Source organism: Sporosarcina sp. PTS2304, assembly GCF_003351785.1.
In the GTDB taxonomy this organism is placed as follows: Bacteria; Bacillota; Bacilli; order Bacillales_A; family Planococcaceae; genus Sporosarcina.
In genome coordinates, this window is the sequence record NZ_CP031230.1 from 2,351,830 (window position 1) to 2,368,308 (window position 16,479).

Genomic DNA, 16,479 nt, shown 5'->3' on the forward strand with positions numbered 1-16,479 from the left:
TTTTCAGTCTATTCATACCTATTTAATTCCCCATCACTTTTAAGCCGAAATAAATTCTTGTTGCCAATTGACCATTGAATCTGCCTGATCCTGTTTTCAGATCGATGTCACTCAATGACTCAATTCTTTCAATACGGTAGCGTAAACCGGCAATGGATAGATGTAAATCGTCAGCTGTCTGTTGAAGGTTGCCGTTATTATCTAAATAACATTTCAATGTAATTAATAGACTTCCGGAGTTGTCTTCGTCATATTTTACCAATGAACCGATTGTATTCATGTAGAAATGCAGTAGTTCTTGATGATCAGTTCCTTTCAAGAACATCATGACTCCTTCAAAGTCTTTATATGTCGCATGTCTGCTACTCAGCGGATACGTCAGCTGTACAAAGTCGCAAATTCTTTTAGCATCTATATAACTCTCTCGTAATTTATCAATGGAATCTATCTGGCGTCCAGAACCAATGTGCAAAATGGCATCTGGTAACTGTATTTCTATATCATTCATCAAGTTACCAGGTAGCTCTCCGATGTCCCACTCTTCCGTTTCAGCCGTAATGATTATGATGTATTCATCTTTGAGAAACAAATCAAATGACGGATATTTGTTCGTCAAAAAACGTAATACCCTTTCTTTCATTTTTGGCGGAATCACCTTTATGACGAGAATACGATGAGGTTCGTCTATGTTAAAACCGAAAAGAGCAGCTTGTCTGGATAATGCCTTTTCGTCCATTACTTTATTCGTCAGCAATTCATCAAAAAAGTCTTCTCTTTTATTCCAAAGCGACTCTGTCATTTTGCGTTGATGATACATTTGGATCGTAAAGACCATCAACGATCTTTTAATAATCATTTCCTCTTTATGGTTTAACTTTTGCTTTCCCATGACGACTAGATTGCCCAGTATAACTTTATTGCTTTTGATTAAAAAAGATTCAAAAAACAAGCCGTCTTGCTGATTGGTTACAACTTTGCTTGCTTTCAACTTCTTATAGGATTCTTCATCTTCAGAACTTTGAAAATGGGATGAGTACACTTCATCATAATGGTCGATCACAATGCTGCGTCGCAAGACATTGCTGATGGCACTTGTAATATCGTTAATATCTCGGTCTTCCAAAAACAGTTCTGTCAACTGATTTTGCACTTCTTCCGCCTCGATGATGTTTTCATTCAACTGTTCAATCTCCGAGTAAACATCTTCTAGAACTGCTTGCAAAGACTCGTTTTGGTAGTAGCGTTGATCGATTAAATATTTTTCATCGCAATGTTTGGCAGTTTCTGCGATAAAATAACATTCCGCATCTCCTTTTCCTCTGCAGTACTTTTCGTAGACTACTACCGGTTCGCCAAAGGTTTCAGTTAAATATCCGCTCGCGTAGCCAATTAATGTCCAGCATATTGACTCATTTCGCATATTATTCTCAGCAATATGGTTGGCAACTTCAAAAGAATTTTTCCAATAACCTGTAAGATATAAGTGATTACCTCGGATTTCTAAAATATCTGTTTCAACGGTTACAATTCCTTCCAACATATGCATGACAGGTCCCGCTAATATTAACTCTTCTGTAGATTCCCATGTATACTTTTCATTTAACGATTCTGCAGCTCTTTTTCCGCATGCCCAACCATAGCGCATGAGAAAGCCTTTTGCGCGTTCCTTTCCTAATGTATTGATCAAATCATTGCGGAGTATGCCGAGTGCTTCTACAGAGATCAAGCCCATTCTTTTGTCGTGCAGTTTAATAATTCCCGTTCGAGGATTAATATCAATTACATTTTGTAAAAGTAAATGATTAGCTTTCATTCATGCCGCCCCTTTACCATCTATTTACTATATTGATAAACTCCTTCTATCTTTCAAAATAAAAGTATCTATAATTTGTAATCGCTTTCAAAGCAGTGCGTCATTTCTTTCTATCATTAAGAAAAAATGATGATGTCTTCCGTGAACACATCATCATTTTTCATCAATCATTTTATATTTTCGACAACTACTGAAATTCCTTGACCGACTCCGATACACATAGAAGCGAGGCCTAATGTAGCGTCTCTTTTTTTCATCTCATAAATAAGCGTCGTTAAAATACGTGTTCCGCTCGCCCCAAGCGGATGTCCCAAAGCAATTGCGCCGCCGTTTACATTTACTTTGTCAATATCCAGCTCTAGCTGTTTTACGCACTCAATAGACTGCGAGGCAAATGCTTCGTTGATTTCAACTAAATCAAAGTCAGCAGCCGTCAGATTATATTTATCCATCAATTTCTTTGTTGAATAGATGGGTCCTAGCCCCATAACAGAAGGCGCCAAACCAGCAGTGGCCGACCCTACAAATTTCACTAATGGTTTCAGATTAAGCTTTTCAGCCATTTCTGCACTCATCATTAAGACGCCGGAAGCGCCGTCATTTATACCGCTCGCGTTCCCCGCAGTCACAGTTCCTTCAGGAAATAACGGACGTAACTTAGTCAGCTTATCTATCGTTGTGTCCGGACGAGGGTGTTCATCGGTGTCGATAACTGTTTCTACACCTTTACGATCGGTAATCGTTACCGGGATGATTTCGTCAGTAAAACGACCCGATTCCATTGCTTTCTTTGCCAGTTGTTGACTACGATAGGCGAAGGCATCTTGATCTTCTCTTGATACATTATATTGGGTTGCTACATTTTCGGCAGTTTGAGGCATCGTTTCTGTTCCATACATTTGATCTAGTTGAGGATTTTTAAAACGCCAGCCCATAGTTGTGTCGATCAATCCTAAATCCCCGCGCGGAAAATCAGTCTCTGGTTTGCCCATGACAAAAGGAGCGCGGGTCATGCTTTCTGTTCCCCCTGCAATGATGACATCACATTCTCCAGATAAAATCGAACGTGCCGCCAGACTTACTGCATCTAGACTTGAACCGCACAGCCGATTGATAGTTGTACCACTCACGGTTTCGGGCAATCCCGCAAGCAATAACGACATTCTTGCGACGTTGCGATTATCTTCTCCAGATCCATTCGCATTTCCCATCATTACATCATCGATCAACTCAGGGGACAGTGCGGGATTACGCTCGACCAGCGACTTAATAACAATTGCCCCTAAGTCATCTGGACGTACAGATTTGAACTGACCTTTGTACCGGCCGATAGGTGTTCTTACTGCATCCACAATTACTACTTCGCGCATCATACGTTTCCCTCCTGCAACAACTGCTCGTTAATTGTAAAATAAGCAGTTGTATTGGCTTGCACTTCTTCAATCGTGCTATCACCCATCAATTCGACCAGTTCAAAATGCTCTCCCCGCCAATTAAATACAGCCATATCCGTAATAATCGTTTCAGCTACGCGCTCAGACGTAATAGGGAACGTGCATTCATCGACGATTTTCGGACTGCCGTCGTTCGCTACATGATTGGTCGTAATGATAATTTTTTTCGCACCTTCCAGCAAATCCATCGCCCCGCCAACACCGATAATATCTTTTCCCGGTATCGCCCAGTTCGCTATTCTACCTTTTGAATCAATTTGCAATGCACCTAATATAGCTACATCAATATGGCCGCCACGAATCATCGCAAACGAATCTGCACTACTGAAATACGAAGCTCCTATCGCTTCGCCGACAGGCAACTTTCCGGCATTTACGATGAAAGGGTCAATGGCCTCATCTTCGACGGATGTCACACCTAACATACCATTTTCCGTGTGCAATGTGTATAACTCTTCGTCGATAAAATCTGCAACCAATGTCGGAATACCAATCCCCAAGTTTACAAAAGAATAGGGTGTAAGTTCAGCTGCGGCACGTTTTGCGATGAGTTCTCTACTATTACCCAATATTCTTCACTCCTTCTTTTGTCAATGTCAATTCACTTTTCACAATGGCATCTACATATAGATGAGGTGTTACTATTTCATCCGGTGGAAGCTCTCCTACTTCAACGATTTCATCAACCTCAGCAATTACATAAGAAGCTGCAGTCGCCATATTAGGATTAAAGTTGCGGGCAGTTTTGTAATATACTAAATTCCCTAGACGATCAGCTTTCCATGCTTTGATAATCGCTACGTCAGCTGTTAACCCTTCCTGAAGCAAGTACGTTTTCCCATTAATCTCCTTGAGCTCTTTTCCTTCAGCCAAATTTGTTCCTACAGCCGTTTTTGTGTAAAATCCGCCAATTCCTGCTCCGCCTGCACGAATCGCTTCTGACAGCGTTCCTTGTGGAAGCAACTCTAGTTCCAACTCTCCTGCGTTATAATACTTCGCAACGTCGCGGTTACTTGTGAAATATGAACCGATCGCCTTCTTTAATTTGCCCTGTCTCAATAACATACCGAGACCTTCTCCAGCCTCTCCTACGTTATTACTAACGACAGTCAATTCCGACACATCGTGTGCTGTTAGACGTTCAATGATTGATAATGGGCTTCCTACCAGACCGAAGCCACCTACCATTAATGTATGGCCGGATTTAATATGTTTTAGTGCTTCATCAATAGATACTTGTTTGTCTACGTTCATTTCTTCACCTCTTCATCATTTAGAAATTTCAGAATGGATTTTTCCACTTCAGGCTGTTGCTCAAACATAAGCGTATAATGATTTGCCGGTACTTCAATACTCGTTATGTCTTTCGCCGCCACTAACGTTTCATCATACGTTTCTCTCGTGAATAAGGAATCTTTCTGACCTAGTTTTCCGTAAGCGATGACGAGCAGAATAGGACACGATATTCTTTTGAATACTTCTTGCGGCTCGAAGTCATAAAAACTAGTAAAGTCCTTTTCCATCGCTGACGCTTCAGACTTATGCCTGTACGAATCCGCAGTTTTTTTCACTTCATAACGCGTAACCCCTTCAACCATGTCATCCCATGGAACATGTAACGACTCATAAATCGCTTTCGTTTGCGCCACGTAATCCTCTTCTGATTCATATTCTTTTCTGAGACGGCTAAGGGACGGAACGATGAGTGCCCGCTGGCGTTCTTCCGTCGTTCCTGCACCATCCAATAAGATGAGCGCCTTCACATCGATCTCACTTGCCACTTGCGCGCAGATGTATGCACCCATAGAATAGCCGAGTAAAATTGGTTGTTCAATGCCTTGCTCTTTTATAAAGGTCTTTAGATCTTCCGCATGCAGGAATAAAGTAGTTTGTTCATCAGCAGGACTACTATTACCTCTTCCACGTAAGTCATAGCTGATGAACCGGTAATCTCCTTCCAGCAAGTTTCTGTAGTGGTCAAAGGTTTTATGATTACCCGTTAAGCCATGGACAGCAATGATCGTTCCTTTCTCACCTGGTGTATCGCATACCGCAAGTTTTATATTGTCGTTAATTACTACGTCTTTTAACATCTTCAAATCCTCCTCTTAATCCACTTGATAGACAGAGTACTTTACACCGGTAGGCAATCGCTGGCCTGTAGAGATGAAAATTCGTTTATTCATCCAATCATATTTTTCAGATGCCGTTTCAAACACCGGGTTCGTCCGGAAATAATACTCTTCTACATTTACATCTTCTCCGCGATCCAGACGAGCGAGCACATCTTTTTCTCCGGTGCGAATTCCTCGATAAGACATCATAATTAATTCTTCATCGTCCGTTTTCAGCAGAATACGTACATCTTGTATAATCGTTCCGTCTTCTCGAACCGTTATCCAATCGTCACCGCCTGGAACCACGTTGCCTATTACTTCCCCACCACCAAAGTGCCCACCTTCTACACGGATAATGCGTCTAGTGCCGATCGGAGTCGTTCCCGGCAAATGAGCTTTCTCTACTACTAATTCCAAATCAAATAAAAAACTAAGTTTTGGTGCATCAAAATACGCCATTTGTGACTTCCTCCTTCTTTCTCTTGTATTTTTCGATTTTCTTTTCATCCAATTCCACGCCTAAGCCGGCACCTGTTGGAATGAGTACTTTTCCTTCTTTGAATTCCAACGGATTTTTCACTAAATCATCCGCAAGCCATGGAGGTCCGAATGTTTCACAACCGTACGCCAAGTTGCGGATTGTTCCGAATGCATGGATGCTAGCAGCTGACCCAATTGAACTTTCTAACGAAGTCCCTCCGAAGCATTCAATTCCTGCTGCCTCTGCAATGGCAGCTATTTTCAATGTATTTCGCATGCCGCCAGACTTGTGAATTTTAAGCGAGAAAATGTCTGCCGCTTTTTCCTCTACCAGTCTTTGCGCGTCTTGGATCGTTGCCACGCTTTCATCTGCCATGACTGGAACCTTTTGCATACTTACAAGTTTAGCTGCTCCTCTGTAATCAAGCGGCGCTAGAGGCTGCTCTAGGAAATCTACTCCGGCGTCATGCAAGCGATCCATCCAACGTACAGCCGTTACTGTATCCCATGACCCATTCGGATCAATACCAATCGTTGAAATTCCACGCAATCCTTCCGCAATCTTGATCGCCCGCTTTGCATCATCTGCCGGTTGGAACTTCCCTGCTTTTATTTTGAAGTCTTTATATGTGTTACTGCTAACAAGTTCTTTTCCTTCTGCAATATCTCCATCAGCATCTCCAGTCGCTAGCGCCCATTTCACATCGATCGAACTTTGGAATAATCCTCCTAGCAATTGATGGACAGGTGCGTTGTATATTTTTCCAACGACATCGAAAAGCGCCATTTCAACGGTTGCCTTCGCAAAAGGATTCGAACGTACATGACGATCAAACAGCTGTAGCAATTGTTCAATATTTCTAGGATCCTGACCAATGAGCAAAGGCTTTAAATACTGATCGATGACGAGTTGCATTGTTTCTACACTTTCGCCGTTCCACCAGATTCCAGGTGTCGTCCCTTCTCCAATACCAATCAATCCATTTTCTAATTCTATTTGGATTACTACAAAACTTTTAGTTGAAACAATTTCCGTAGAAAATTGGTGAGGTCTTTTAATAGGAACATCTACAATTATGGAATGAATATTTTTAATCATTGTTTTCATATTGTTGTCTCCCTTAATAAAATTATTATTGCTTAATTTATTTGTTTGTTGTACGATTAACGTACAATCATATTATTTATCGTACAAACTAATATAATCATGAAAGTAGGTAGGTTGTCAATGAAAGATTCAAATAATTCCATTAAAGATGCAGATTTCATGCAATCTTTAGAGCGAGGTTTACTAGTAATTCAAGCATTTTCACACGAACATCCATCGCTTACAGTAAGCGAGGCTGCTAAAATCACTTCTTTAAGCAGACCCGCCGTTCGTAGAATATTACTAACCTTAGAAAGTTTAGGCTATGTACAATCTATCGATGGACATTACTCATTAACCTCGCGCATATTGTCTTTAGGCTATGCTTATATGTCTTCAAAAAACATCTGGTCTATCGTCCATCCGCATATGAGGGAGCTCGTCGAACAAACAGGAGAATCTACTTCCATCTCAGTTTTAGACGGAACAGAAATCGTTTATGTCGCTAGAATTCCTACTAAGAGAATTATGATGATTTCATTGGATGTGGGCTCCCGATTACCTGCATACGCAACTTCTATGGGGCAAGTATTACTCGCTCACTTGCCTCCAGCTGAACTAGACAATTATCTGGCCCATACCACTATCACACCTCTTACAAATAGAACAATTGAAAGTCAATCACAGTTACGCGAAAGGCTTTCCCAAATTAAGATTGATGGCTGGGCATTTGTCGAACAACAGCTCGAAGAAGGATTAAGTTCCTTAGCAGCTCCCATTCGAAATCACGAAGGGAAAGTCATAGCGGCTATTAATATTTCTTCAAACGCAGATCGTATTAATAAGGAAGTAGTTGAAAATCATTTCCTTCCAAAGTTATTAGAGACTGCTGAAAAAATCAGTATCGATATTTCTAAATCACATCGAGTGGAGAGATTATAAAAGGATTTGTGAATGATAAATCATGTTGAATGAACTAAACTTTTCTTTCAGTGATCTCTAAACTCGTACTACTTCCAACAACAAAATGAACTGTGACTATCTAATAAGTTTTCAACATGAAATAAGCAGAAAAAACAATTCGCTATATCCTGCCAGAGTTTATTTGATCGTTGGTTGTAAGTCCGAAATAACAAGCGATTCTCTACATTTCCATTCTCTCTTATCCGTTACATTCCAACTTTCCAGAAACGATAAGCAAATGGTTGGCAACTTCCTCACTCTATAGAGAACAGCTAAAAGTGTAAGCTGGCGATTCAGGAAGGATTAGGTCGACAGATGGAACATCCGGTTCTGAACGCGTCCGGCTGGAACGCAACGAAACGATATTCTATACGATTCCCAATCACACTCATCCGTTAAAATATAACTATTTAGGACCCATGACCCAATGGTTATCAGTCTTCGCTCTATGCATAACAGAAAGAAACATCAAAAAATGATTTGTTTCCATACAAAAAGGGGGCATCCTAGAAAATCAGAAGTTACTGACTTTCTGGACACCCCAGTATATGTTCTTTCAAACTTCATCTACTTCTTACTACTGTATAACTAACCTTCTTGTTTTTCCATTTCAGGTTCAAAAACCTCTCCAAAAATAGAACGCTCAAGCAATTCTGCTATATCATATGTTCCGACTTGATCTCCCACTTCTACCGCTTTCGTTCCGTCAGACAACATCGTCAAGCAGTATGGACACCCGGAGGATATAATGCCGGGGCTCACTTCAAGATGATGTGCACCCCAAAAGTTAGAGTTACAATCTAACTTTTTGGGGTGTTTTCTTATGGTGAAATATAATGAAGAATTTAAGGTGCGGATTGTTCTAGAGTACCTAAAGGGAGAACTTGGTTACAGTAAATTAGCGAAAAAGTATGGTGTGAAGTCACATCAACAAATTATAAATTGGGTCCTGGCGTATCAAAAGTACGGTGTAGAAGGGTTAACTAGAAAAAATATCAATGAAATTTATTCTGTTCAATTCAAGCTGGATGTACTAAACTTTAGGAAACGGACAGGCGCTTCGCTGACAGAAACGGCACTTCATTTCGGCCTAACGAATCCACCGATGATTTCTTCATGGAACAAGAAGTTCCTTGAAGGCGGTGCGGAAGCCCTGGATCAACCGAAAGGACGGCCAGCTATGTCAGATAAAGCGAAGAACGTTAAACGAAGCACACAGCCTGCCCCACAGGATACACTAACACGTGAACAGAAATTAGAACGAGAGAATGAACTCCTACGATTGGAAGTAGCGTATTTAAAAAAGTTAAAAGCTTTTCAGATGGATCCGGATGGCTATCTAGAAAAGCACAAACAGCGCTATCATTCGAACTCAAAGAAGAATTTCGATTAAAAGATGTCCTTCAAATTGTAGGCATTCCCGAGTCATCGTATCATTATCATGTGAAACGATTGAACCAAGGTAATCCGCTTCAAGAGCTGGAAGAAATGATTCAATCCATTTTTGAGGCGAACGATGGAAACTATGGCTACCGTAGAATCCGATTGGAGTTGAAAAACAAAGGAATCCTTGTGAATCATAAAAAGGTGCAGCGGATCATGAGGAAGCTCGGTTTGAAGTGCGATAAGTTCATTCGGAAATCACGGCGCTATAGTTCGTACAAAGGGACAATCGGCACCGTGGCGAAGAATCGTATCAACCGTCGCTTCGATACACCGATCCCTTATCAAAAATTGACGACTGACATTACAGAATTTAAGTGTTCTGATGGTCGGAAACTTTATCTTAGCCCGATGATGGACATGTACAACGGAGAAATTCTATCCCACGGAATCAGTATGCATCCAACGCTCGACTTTGTGATGAAACCTTTAGAAGACGCGCTTCAAATCGTGAAAGATGCACGATTCCGAACGACCATTCATTCAGATCAAGGCTGGCACTATCAACACGCACAGTGGAGCGATGCGCTAAAAGAACATGGCGTGTTCCAAAGCATGTCACGCAAAGGAAACTGCCTGGACAATTCGCCTATGGAAAATTTCTTTGGGTTATTAAAACAAGAAATGTATTATGGAGAAAAACTTCGCACGTACGAGGAATTAAAACGGGATATCGAGACTTATATTCAGTATTACAATAATAAACGGATCAAACAGAAATTGGCTGGCATGAGTCCGGTACAATACCGACTTCACACCAGCCAACTAGCAGCTTAATATAAAACTCTAACTTTAAGGGGTCACATCAGAAGACCATATCCTCCATGCTTTTTTCTATAGCTTTTTTGCCTAGCTTTCGTCTCGACGTTCACTCACTTTATATAGCGAGTCATTCAATGCGTACTCTACCACCGACAACGAGCACAGCAGCGTATAATACTAAAATAATGCCTAACACTTGCCAGAACCGTAACAGATCCGAAAGAAATAACACTCCAACAAGCACAGCAACAATTGGTTCTATCGTAGCTAAAATAGAAGCCTTTCCAGCCTCCAAATATTTCAACCCATACGTATAAAGCACGTAAGCTGCAACTGTTGAAACCAATGCCAACAGTAACGCAGAAATCCATACGTCTATATGAACAAATGCATCAACTTTACTCCACACATTACTAGTCAAGGCCATAAATAATGCCATGTAGAAAAATGTGTAGGTCGTGATCGTTAAAGGAGAATAGCGTTTCGTGACCGGCTTTGTAAAGATACTATATAATGCATAACAAAACCCCGAGAGTATACCCATTACTAATGTTTCGATCGGTATACTTTGCGATCCAAACGGAAGCAACCCTACAACGAAAGCACAGCCGATAATAGCGAATACGAGCGCTAAGATTTTACGTGTAGTGAGAGGTTCTTTAAAGAAAACTCTTGATAAAATCGTTACAAATAATGGTCCTGTATATAGTAAAGTGACTGCAAGAGATAAGTTTGAGCGAGAAAATACTTCGAAATAAAAGTAATTAAAAAAGGCCAAGCTAAGAATCCCAGCACTTGCAAATAATACGTGATCTTTTACTTGTGTGCGCAACTGTTTACGATAAAACAACAACATAAAAAGTAACAAGAAAGTAAAACTAAAAATACCGCGAATAGCCACTACATCCCACGCCGTGAATCCTCGTACGTATAAGGGCGCAATGAACAAACCGATCAATCCCCAACAAATTGCACCGGAGATAGTTAACAAATAGGCCTTTGGTTGATGTGTTGACATATGCTAGATCCTCCAGTCTAAAGTGAATAAATAATAAAGCCTAATGAAAAATATACCAGACCCTTCAACAATTTAGAATTGTTTTAGGGTCTGGTATAGTATCGATAGCACCTTATTTTTTTATCCAATTTGCATCTACTGGAATACCCGCATCCGCAAATAAGTTATATACTGGGCAACGACGTTCCACTTCTGCCTTCAAACGTTCAATGGCTTCATCAGATTCTTTAGTTTCGATTTCTAAAGTGAAGCGGATTTTCTGAAAGTACGTCTTGACCCCTTCTTCTCCCATTAATCCTCGGACATCGACAATTCCCGTCGTATCAAAAGACAGTGCGGTGAACGTGAATCCTTGTTCCTTTGCAATGAGTGGTACCATGACTGCTTTACAACCGTTCAGTGTAGCTGCCATGTACTCAAGTGGCGTAGCGCCTGTATCACTTCCACCTAATTCAACAGGTTCATCCATCGAAAACTCTTCGAAGTGGCGGATCGTATGTGTAGAACGGATGTCTTCCTCCCATCGGGAAGTTGCTCCCATCTTTATAAGTGTACTATTTTTCGTCGACATCGTATCATTCCCCTTCAATACTTAGTAACTTTATAGGTATTGTAACATATAAAAAAATATTTAGAAACAGTTATCTGAATATTTTTTATAGAGGACAGATTATAGGTTGACCCTATCCATGTTATTGCCGCACATTTTATTTTTGTTTCGCTTCCGCCTTGCGTTTACGTTTCTCTTCATACATCGAACGGTCAGAGTACTCGATCAGCTCTTCAATTTTTTTCCCATCCCTCGGATACAATGCATAGCCGATACTAACTGCGAGATGAACATGATGATCTTCAAAATAAAATGGCTGGTCGATTTCTTCGTAAATCCGTTCTTTCATCCGTTTCACATCTGCACTGTCAGATATAGACAACGCAAGAATTGCAAACTCGTCACCGCCTACCCTTGAAAACGTATCACCTTCTGGAAGAATTTCCTTTACACGGCGCGCCGTCTCTACAAGAGCAGCATCCCCCGTGCGATGGCCAAATTGGTCATTAATAAGTTTAAAGCCATCCATATCGAGCGACAGTACACCGAATGTATGCTGATCTTTTTGTGTTAGATGAGATACTTTCTGGCGCAGTCTGTCATAAAAAAGCGAGCGGTTCGGGATGCCAGTCAAACTGTCATGTGTCGCCTTGAACAATAACTCACTTTCATCGTTTTCCATTGCATGGTACATAGCCGCTGAAATGAGTCCTGTCAAAAGCTCCAGTACTTGCACTTCCGCCCTGCCGAAACTATCAACAGTCTTGGAGAACACTTTGAGTACACCAATCGATTTGCCATCACAAATGAGCGGCAACACAATCATTGATTTCAACCCAATGCTGCGACATGCCTGTTTATTTACTCGACTGTCGTTTTCTGCGTCATTACAAATTAACGGTTCTCGAGAATCGATACATTCACCCGACAAACTATTTTTGACCGCAAGCCTCATCCCCATAAACTTTTCTGCAATGCCGGCCACAGAACTGTATACTAACTCTTCTCGGTCAATCAGTTCCACTGCTGCCCCTTCGCCTCTCGCAAGAACAAGTGCGCGATCTGTAACAATCTCCATAATTTTATCTAGCGCAGTTCCCTGTTGTACAATTTCTGTTTGAATGGATATAATTTCCAGTAACTTTTCATTCGTCAACTGACTTTCCATCCTACCCCCTCCCTATCTGCATGTTCATTTCTATATATTGTCAGTGTAGCATATTTCAAATAAGCCGAGTATCTCTTTTATTTTCAATCTATGCAATAAATAGAAGGGCATTGTACAAGGTCGCACTGCTTACTTAGCGGAGGATGTGTAAATCTGCGTATACTAAATTCTTACTACGAAAAAAGCGCAGAGAATGATTCTCTCGCGCTTCTGTCTATTGTATCGTCATATTGGTCACGGTTTTCTAACTGCTTCAGCCAAAATTACAGATTAAATATGTCTGCAAGCAACTTGTACGATTGTAGTTGCGCTTGGTGGTCGGTTATCATATTCACAGCCATAATTTCATCGGCTTGTGCTTCCATGGCAAGTGCCTGTAGTTTAGACTTTACACGTTCAGGACTTCCGATGATAAACCGACCTTCACCTTCTTTTACAGCCTGTTGTTCTTCGATTGTATATTCATGAGTTTCAGCTTCTTCTAGCGTAGGCGGTGCATGGTGAATTTGGCCAGTCCCCCAACGAGCCCACTGCAATATCGCAGGCGCTGCCAAGTATTCAGCTTCTTCATCAGTTGGGGCGCAAATAATAATAACTGATAAAATACTGTACGGTTTTGAAAAATAGCGTGACGGCTGAAAGTGTTCTCGATATTTTCTTAGCATAGGAACAGCATACGTCGGGTTGATTTGTCCTGCAAATGCAAATCCCATTCCTAATTGCGCTGCGATTTGCATCCCGCCATCACTAGACCCAAGCATATATAAGTCGGGACGCAAAGATAAATCAGGCGACGGGCTAATACTTTGATAAGGATGACCTTCGGGAAACTCACGATTGAAGAACGCTAATACTTCCATAAGTTGGTTCATTACTGCTTCTCCGCGCAATGGTTCCCGGCTATTGCGTAATGCAGCGTTCGTGATCGCATTGGTACCTGATGCTCTTCCCATACCAAGATCAATACGACCTGGATGCAATGCTTCTAAAATAGAGAAATTCTCAACGATTCGCAACGCACTATGGTTTGGTAGCATAATACCGCCGGAACCTACACGAATACTTTTTGTCATGGCTGCTATATGGGCAATTAATAGATCAGGTGACGTACTCATTTGGTGCTTACTATTATGATGCTCTGTGAACCACACTCTCGTATAACCTAATCGATCGATCAGTTGCGCTGCTTCAGTCGAATGCTTTAATGCATCAACTGCAGATTCTCCGTTATACAAACCTACCCCGTCGAGAACAGAAAGCTTTAGATTTGAAATTGAATACTCTTCTTTCATGTAAAACGCCTCCTGCTATATGTGAAATTTAGGCTTTGTCTGTTGTGTTAGAATTAGTACTACATTCATTCGCTTTTCCTCATCTATAGGATTTTCCATATCAAAACTCGTCAAGATCGACTGAAACGAGTTGAATTCATTCCTTTTTAAGGCATAGTAATGACCAGTTTTCCGCGAGCACGTCGCGTTTCTGTTTTCCGTAACGCTTCTAGAGCCCTCTCAAAAGGATATTCTTGCTCGATTACTAATTGAATAGTGCCAGAATAGATTTTCTCCATAAGTTGTAATAACTCATTGCTTACATCGTCTTGATACGGGAATGGCTTTATATTAATAGGCTTCTGCGGTCTAAATTGATCACCTGAAACAGCCACAATTTTTCCACCTTCTTTTAAAACTTCTGCACTTACACTAGCCGTATTTGGTTGAATAGCCATTACTGCATCGACTCCATCGGGTTGCCACTGTTTAATTTGTTCCGTCCAATCTGCATCATGATAATCTACCACTTTTTCAGCACCTAAAGAAATCATATAGTTATGGTTTCGTATCGAAGCAGACCCCGCCACCCTACAACCCTTTGCTACAGCTAGTTGAATCGCAAATGTACCGATTGCTCCCGATGCGCCTGCGATAAATACGGTATCATCTTTTTGTAAATCCAATGACTTCAACGCTTTCAAAACCGTATTCCCTGCGACCGGGACCGCTGCCGCTTCTTTAAAACTCATTCCCTCAGGTATAGGAATAATTAAGGAACTATCCGCAACTACTGCATACTCAGCCCATGTTCCACCTTTGACCTGCATCGAACTTACAAACGCTACTCGGTCTCCCTTTTGGTAACTAGTGACTTTTTCCCCTACTTCTTCAATCACTCCAGCTGCTTCAATTCCAATAGGGTATGGATAGTGAATAGCCTTCGGTAAAAAATAGCCATCATGGATACCCACTCCAATGGCTTTCACTTGAATAAGCAATTCATTTTCGCTTATCGCCGGAATACGAACCTCCTGTAAAGCTAAATCTGCCGGCTTCTCACTTCGTTTTACAATAGCCTTCATCTGATCCATTGCTTTCCCTCCTCTATTAGCTACCACTTGATCTTAAAATTTCTTTCTTTTTCCTAGATTCTATTGAATGAACACTTCACACAGTATATAATTAAAATTAACGGACAATTGTCCACTTGTCAATATAAAGCATTTTTAATACAAAATATCACGTAAAGGAGGATCACTAGTGCAAGAACAACATACGTCTACATTGCGAAAAGATGCATTACAAAACCAGCAAATGATTCTAGAAGCGGCACGTGCTCTGTTCAATGAAAAGGGTGTAGCTGAAACGACTATGCATCAAATCGCTAAAGCAGCAGGCGTGGGACAAGGAACGCTTTATCGACGCTATGCACATAAAGGAGAACTATGCCTGGATCTCATACTTAAACTGGCAAAAAAAAATCATGACACTATCATTAGTTACTTGCATGATCATCACAACGAACCTATTGGAATCCGTTTAAAACAGACGATTGCCTATTCACTCGATTTTATAGAGGAACAATGTCAATTACTTAGTGCGATTAAAGCCCCTAGCTGTGACGATGATGTAACTCTTATTTATCACTCACCTCTTTACCAATCTACACATAATATCTTTCGGGACTTGCTTGAAGAAATTCCCCGTGAAGCGGATGCTACGCCACTTAATACAATATATGTCGCTGACTTACTAAACGCCGCGATTGCACCGAACTTATTTCAGTTTCAGCGCGAAGACCGTGGCTATTCAAAAGATGAAATATGCGACAATATTTATACTATATGTATTCAACCTTTACTTAGTCAGTCTGTTGAATAAAAAGTGAAATAAAAAAGTAAGCCTGTTGATTATCTAAAGAAAGGAATTGACATTTGGAAATGAGTTACTTTTGACAAGTAATTGTAGAGGTAGTGTATTGTTTAGGATTCTCCCTACAGAACCGGACGCTTTCCTGAGGGGGCGCGGCGGACTCGCCAGAAGTTCTTTGGTGATTACGCCTGTCACTCTGATCCTCCAGGAGTCGCCGGTTCTTCCGGGAGAATCCTTGACTTTGTGTCGAGAAGTCAGTTCGTGTTCGTCCAGAAATAGAGTATGGTAAGTTCCGTTTCCTGAACAGAGTGGTGAAACTTTGGGTTGGCTGACTGAGTGCAAATAGAGGCGTTTCTTTTTCCGCTCAGTTCATTGAAACAATCATAGTTGCTGATAACACTTCACCGCTATCTACCTTCAAAAGCGGTCGCATGGTATCAGACAATTCTACTTGGTTTTCACCACCTACAAAGAGTGA

General features: G+C 41.0%; 16 protein-coding genes and 1 pseudogene. 4 read left to right on the forward strand and 13 right to left on the reverse strand.

The features are described from left to right. Window positions 1-22: 22 nt before the first annotated feature. The 7 genes from DV702_RS11185 to DV702_RS11215 all read right to left on the reverse strand — a co-directional run bounded on the left by DV702_RS11185 (window position 23) and on the right by DV702_RS11215 (window position 6,972). Window positions 23-1,813 (reverse strand): XylR N-terminal domain-containing protein, encoded by a 1,791-nt coding sequence (locus tag DV702_RS11185; protein WP_114924837.1) that lies wholly within the window; start codon window positions 1,811-1,813, stop codon window positions 23-25. A gap of 167 nt (window positions 1,814-1,980) precedes the next feature. Beyond that, window positions 1,981-3,183 (reverse strand): thiolase family protein, encoded by a 1,203-nt coding sequence (locus DV702_RS11190; RefSeq protein WP_114925915.1) that lies wholly within the window; start codon window positions 3,181-3,183, stop codon window positions 1,981-1,983. After that, entirely contained in the window at window positions 3,183-3,836 is a 654-nt protein-coding gene (locus DV702_RS11195; protein ID WP_371682708.1) for a 3-oxoacid CoA-transferase subunit B, read from the reverse strand. The genes DV702_RS11190 and DV702_RS11195 overlap by 1 nt, the downstream gene beginning before the upstream one ends. Further along, complete coding sequence (locus DV702_RS11200) at window positions 3,829-4,521, reverse strand: CoA transferase subunit A (RefSeq protein WP_114924839.1); 693 nt, start codon at window positions 4,519-4,521, stop codon at window positions 3,829-3,831. Before DV702_RS11200 ends, DV702_RS11195 begins: the two co-directional genes overlap by 8 nt. Further along, window positions 4,518-5,360: an alpha/beta fold hydrolase gene (locus tag DV702_RS11205; RefSeq protein ID WP_114924840.1), complete on the reverse strand. Its 843-nt coding sequence runs from the start codon at window positions 5,358-5,360 to the stop codon at window positions 4,518-4,520. The genes DV702_RS11200 and DV702_RS11205 overlap by 4 nt, the downstream gene beginning before the upstream one ends. 15 nt (window positions 5,361-5,375) lie before the next feature. Next, the gene (locus DV702_RS11210) at window positions 5,376-5,843 is read right to left on the reverse strand and encodes a DUF3237 domain-containing protein (RefSeq protein ID WP_114924841.1); all 468 of its coding nucleotides are present in this window, start codon (window positions 5,841-5,843) and stop codon (window positions 5,376-5,378) included. Then, complete coding sequence (locus DV702_RS11215) at window positions 5,830-6,972, reverse strand: muconate/chloromuconate family cycloisomerase (RefSeq protein WP_114924842.1); 1,143 nt, start codon at window positions 6,970-6,972, stop codon at window positions 5,830-5,832. The genes DV702_RS11210 and DV702_RS11215 overlap by 14 nt, the downstream gene beginning before the upstream one ends. Before the next feature lie 120 nt (window positions 6,973-7,092). Between DV702_RS11215 and DV702_RS11220 the strand changes: the two genes are divergently transcribed. Beyond that, a complete protein-coding gene (locus tag DV702_RS11220) occupies window positions 7,093-7,893 on the forward strand; it encodes an IclR family transcriptional regulator domain-containing protein (protein WP_114924843.1) in 801 nt (266 codons plus the stop codon). Window positions 7,894-8,502: 609 nt separating this feature from the next. Here the strand turns inward: DV702_RS11220 and DV702_RS11225 are convergent. After that, window positions 8,503-8,682: pseudogene (locus tag DV702_RS11225) on the reverse strand (hypothetical protein); the annotation flags it as partial. 55 nt (window positions 8,683-8,737) lie between these two features. On the opposite strand from DV702_RS11225, the gene DV702_RS11230 reads away from it, so the two are divergent. Then, window positions 8,738-9,307 carry a helix-turn-helix domain-containing protein gene (locus DV702_RS11230; protein ID WP_114924844.1) on the forward strand — a complete coding sequence of 190 codons (570 nt, stop codon included), beginning with the start codon at window positions 8,738-8,740 and terminating at the stop codon, window positions 9,305-9,307. Then, window positions 9,196-10,134, forward strand: a complete 939-nt coding sequence (locus DV702_RS11235) for an IS3 family transposase (protein WP_114924845.1) — start codon at window positions 9,196-9,198, stop codon at window positions 10,132-10,134. Before DV702_RS11230 ends, DV702_RS11235 begins: the two co-directional genes overlap by 112 nt. A 112-nt stretch (window positions 10,135-10,246) precedes the next feature. Here the strand turns inward: DV702_RS11235 and DV702_RS11240 are convergent, their stop codons facing one another. The 5 genes from DV702_RS11240 to DV702_RS11260 form a co-directional block, all read right to left on the reverse strand. Next, window positions 10,247-11,137, reverse strand: a complete 891-nt coding sequence (locus DV702_RS11240; protein WP_114924846.1) for a DMT family transporter — start codon at window positions 11,135-11,137, stop codon at window positions 10,247-10,249. 112 nt (window positions 11,138-11,249) lie between these two features. Next, complete coding sequence (locus tag DV702_RS11245) at window positions 11,250-11,708, reverse strand: OsmC family protein (protein ID WP_114924847.1); 459 nt, start codon at window positions 11,706-11,708, stop codon at window positions 11,250-11,252. A gap of 136 nt (window positions 11,709-11,844) precedes the next feature. Further along, window positions 11,845-12,855, reverse strand: a complete 1,011-nt coding sequence (locus tag DV702_RS11250) for a sensor domain-containing diguanylate cyclase (protein WP_114924848.1) — start codon at window positions 12,853-12,855, stop codon at window positions 11,845-11,847. Window positions 12,856-13,118: 263 nt separating this feature from the next. After that, window positions 13,119-14,147 carry an LLM class flavin-dependent oxidoreductase gene (locus DV702_RS11255; protein ID WP_114924849.1) on the reverse strand — a complete coding sequence of 343 codons (1,029 nt, stop codon included), beginning with the start codon at window positions 14,145-14,147 and terminating at the stop codon, window positions 13,119-13,121. Between the two features lie 146 nt (window positions 14,148-14,293). Beyond that, complete coding sequence (locus DV702_RS11260) at window positions 14,294-15,220, reverse strand: quinone oxidoreductase family protein (RefSeq protein ID WP_114924850.1); 927 nt, start codon at window positions 15,218-15,220, stop codon at window positions 14,294-14,296. Window positions 15,221-15,389: 169 nt separating this feature from the next. Here DV702_RS11260 and DV702_RS11265 point away from each other — a divergent pair, with 169 nt between their 5' ends. Continuing rightward, window positions 15,390-16,010: a TetR/AcrR family transcriptional regulator gene (locus DV702_RS11265; RefSeq protein ID WP_114924851.1), complete on the forward strand. Its 621-nt coding sequence runs from the start codon at window positions 15,390-15,392 to the stop codon at window positions 16,008-16,010. Window positions 16,011-16,479 lie beyond the last annotated feature (469 nt).

Bases quoted from the DNA above. Each gene is read 5' to 3' on its own strand.
- DV702_RS11185 (WP_114924837.1), bottom strand. From the start codon at position 1,813: ATGAAAGCTAATCATTTACTTTTACAAAATGTAATTGATATTAATCCT.
- DV702_RS11190 (WP_114925915.1), bottom strand. From the start codon at position 3,183: ATGCGCGAAGTAGTAATTGTGGATGCAGTAAGAACACCTATCGGCCGG.
- DV702_RS11200 (WP_114924839.1), bottom strand. From the start codon at position 4,521: ATGAACGTAGACAAACAAGTATCTATTGATGAAGCACTAAAACATATT.
- DV702_RS11205 (WP_114924840.1), bottom strand. From the start codon at position 5,360: ATGTTAAAAGACGTAGTAATTAACGACAATATAAAACTTGCGGTATGC.
- DV702_RS11210 (WP_114924841.1), bottom strand. From the start codon at position 5,843: ATGGCGTATTTTGATGCACCAAAACTTAGTTTTTTATTTGATTTGGAA.
- DV702_RS11215 (WP_114924842.1), bottom strand. From the start codon at position 6,972: ATGAAAACAATGATTAAAAATATTCATTCCATAATTGTAGATGTTCCT.
- DV702_RS11220 (WP_114924843.1), top strand. From the start codon at position 7,093: ATGAAAGATTCAAATAATTCCATTAAAGATGCAGATTTCATGCAATCT.
- DV702_RS11230 (WP_114924844.1), top strand. From the start codon at position 8,738: ATGGTGAAATATAATGAAGAATTTAAGGTGCGGATTGTTCTAGAGTAC.
- DV702_RS11240 (WP_114924846.1), bottom strand. From the start codon at position 11,137: ATGTCAACACATCAACCAAAGGCCTATTTGTTAACTATCTCCGGTGCA.
- DV702_RS11245 (WP_114924847.1), bottom strand. From the start codon at position 11,708: ATGTCGACGAAAAATAGTACACTTATAAAGATGGGAGCAACTTCCCGA.
- DV702_RS11250 (WP_114924848.1), bottom strand. From the start codon at position 12,855: ATGGAAAGTCAGTTGACGAATGAAAAGTTACTGGAAATTATATCCATT.
- DV702_RS11255 (WP_114924849.1), bottom strand. From the start codon at position 14,147: ATGAAAGAAGAGTATTCAATTTCAAATCTAAAGCTTTCTGTTCTCGAC.
- DV702_RS11260 (WP_114924850.1), bottom strand. From the start codon at position 15,220: ATGGATCAGATGAAGGCTATTGTAAAACGAAGTGAGAAGCCGGCAGAT.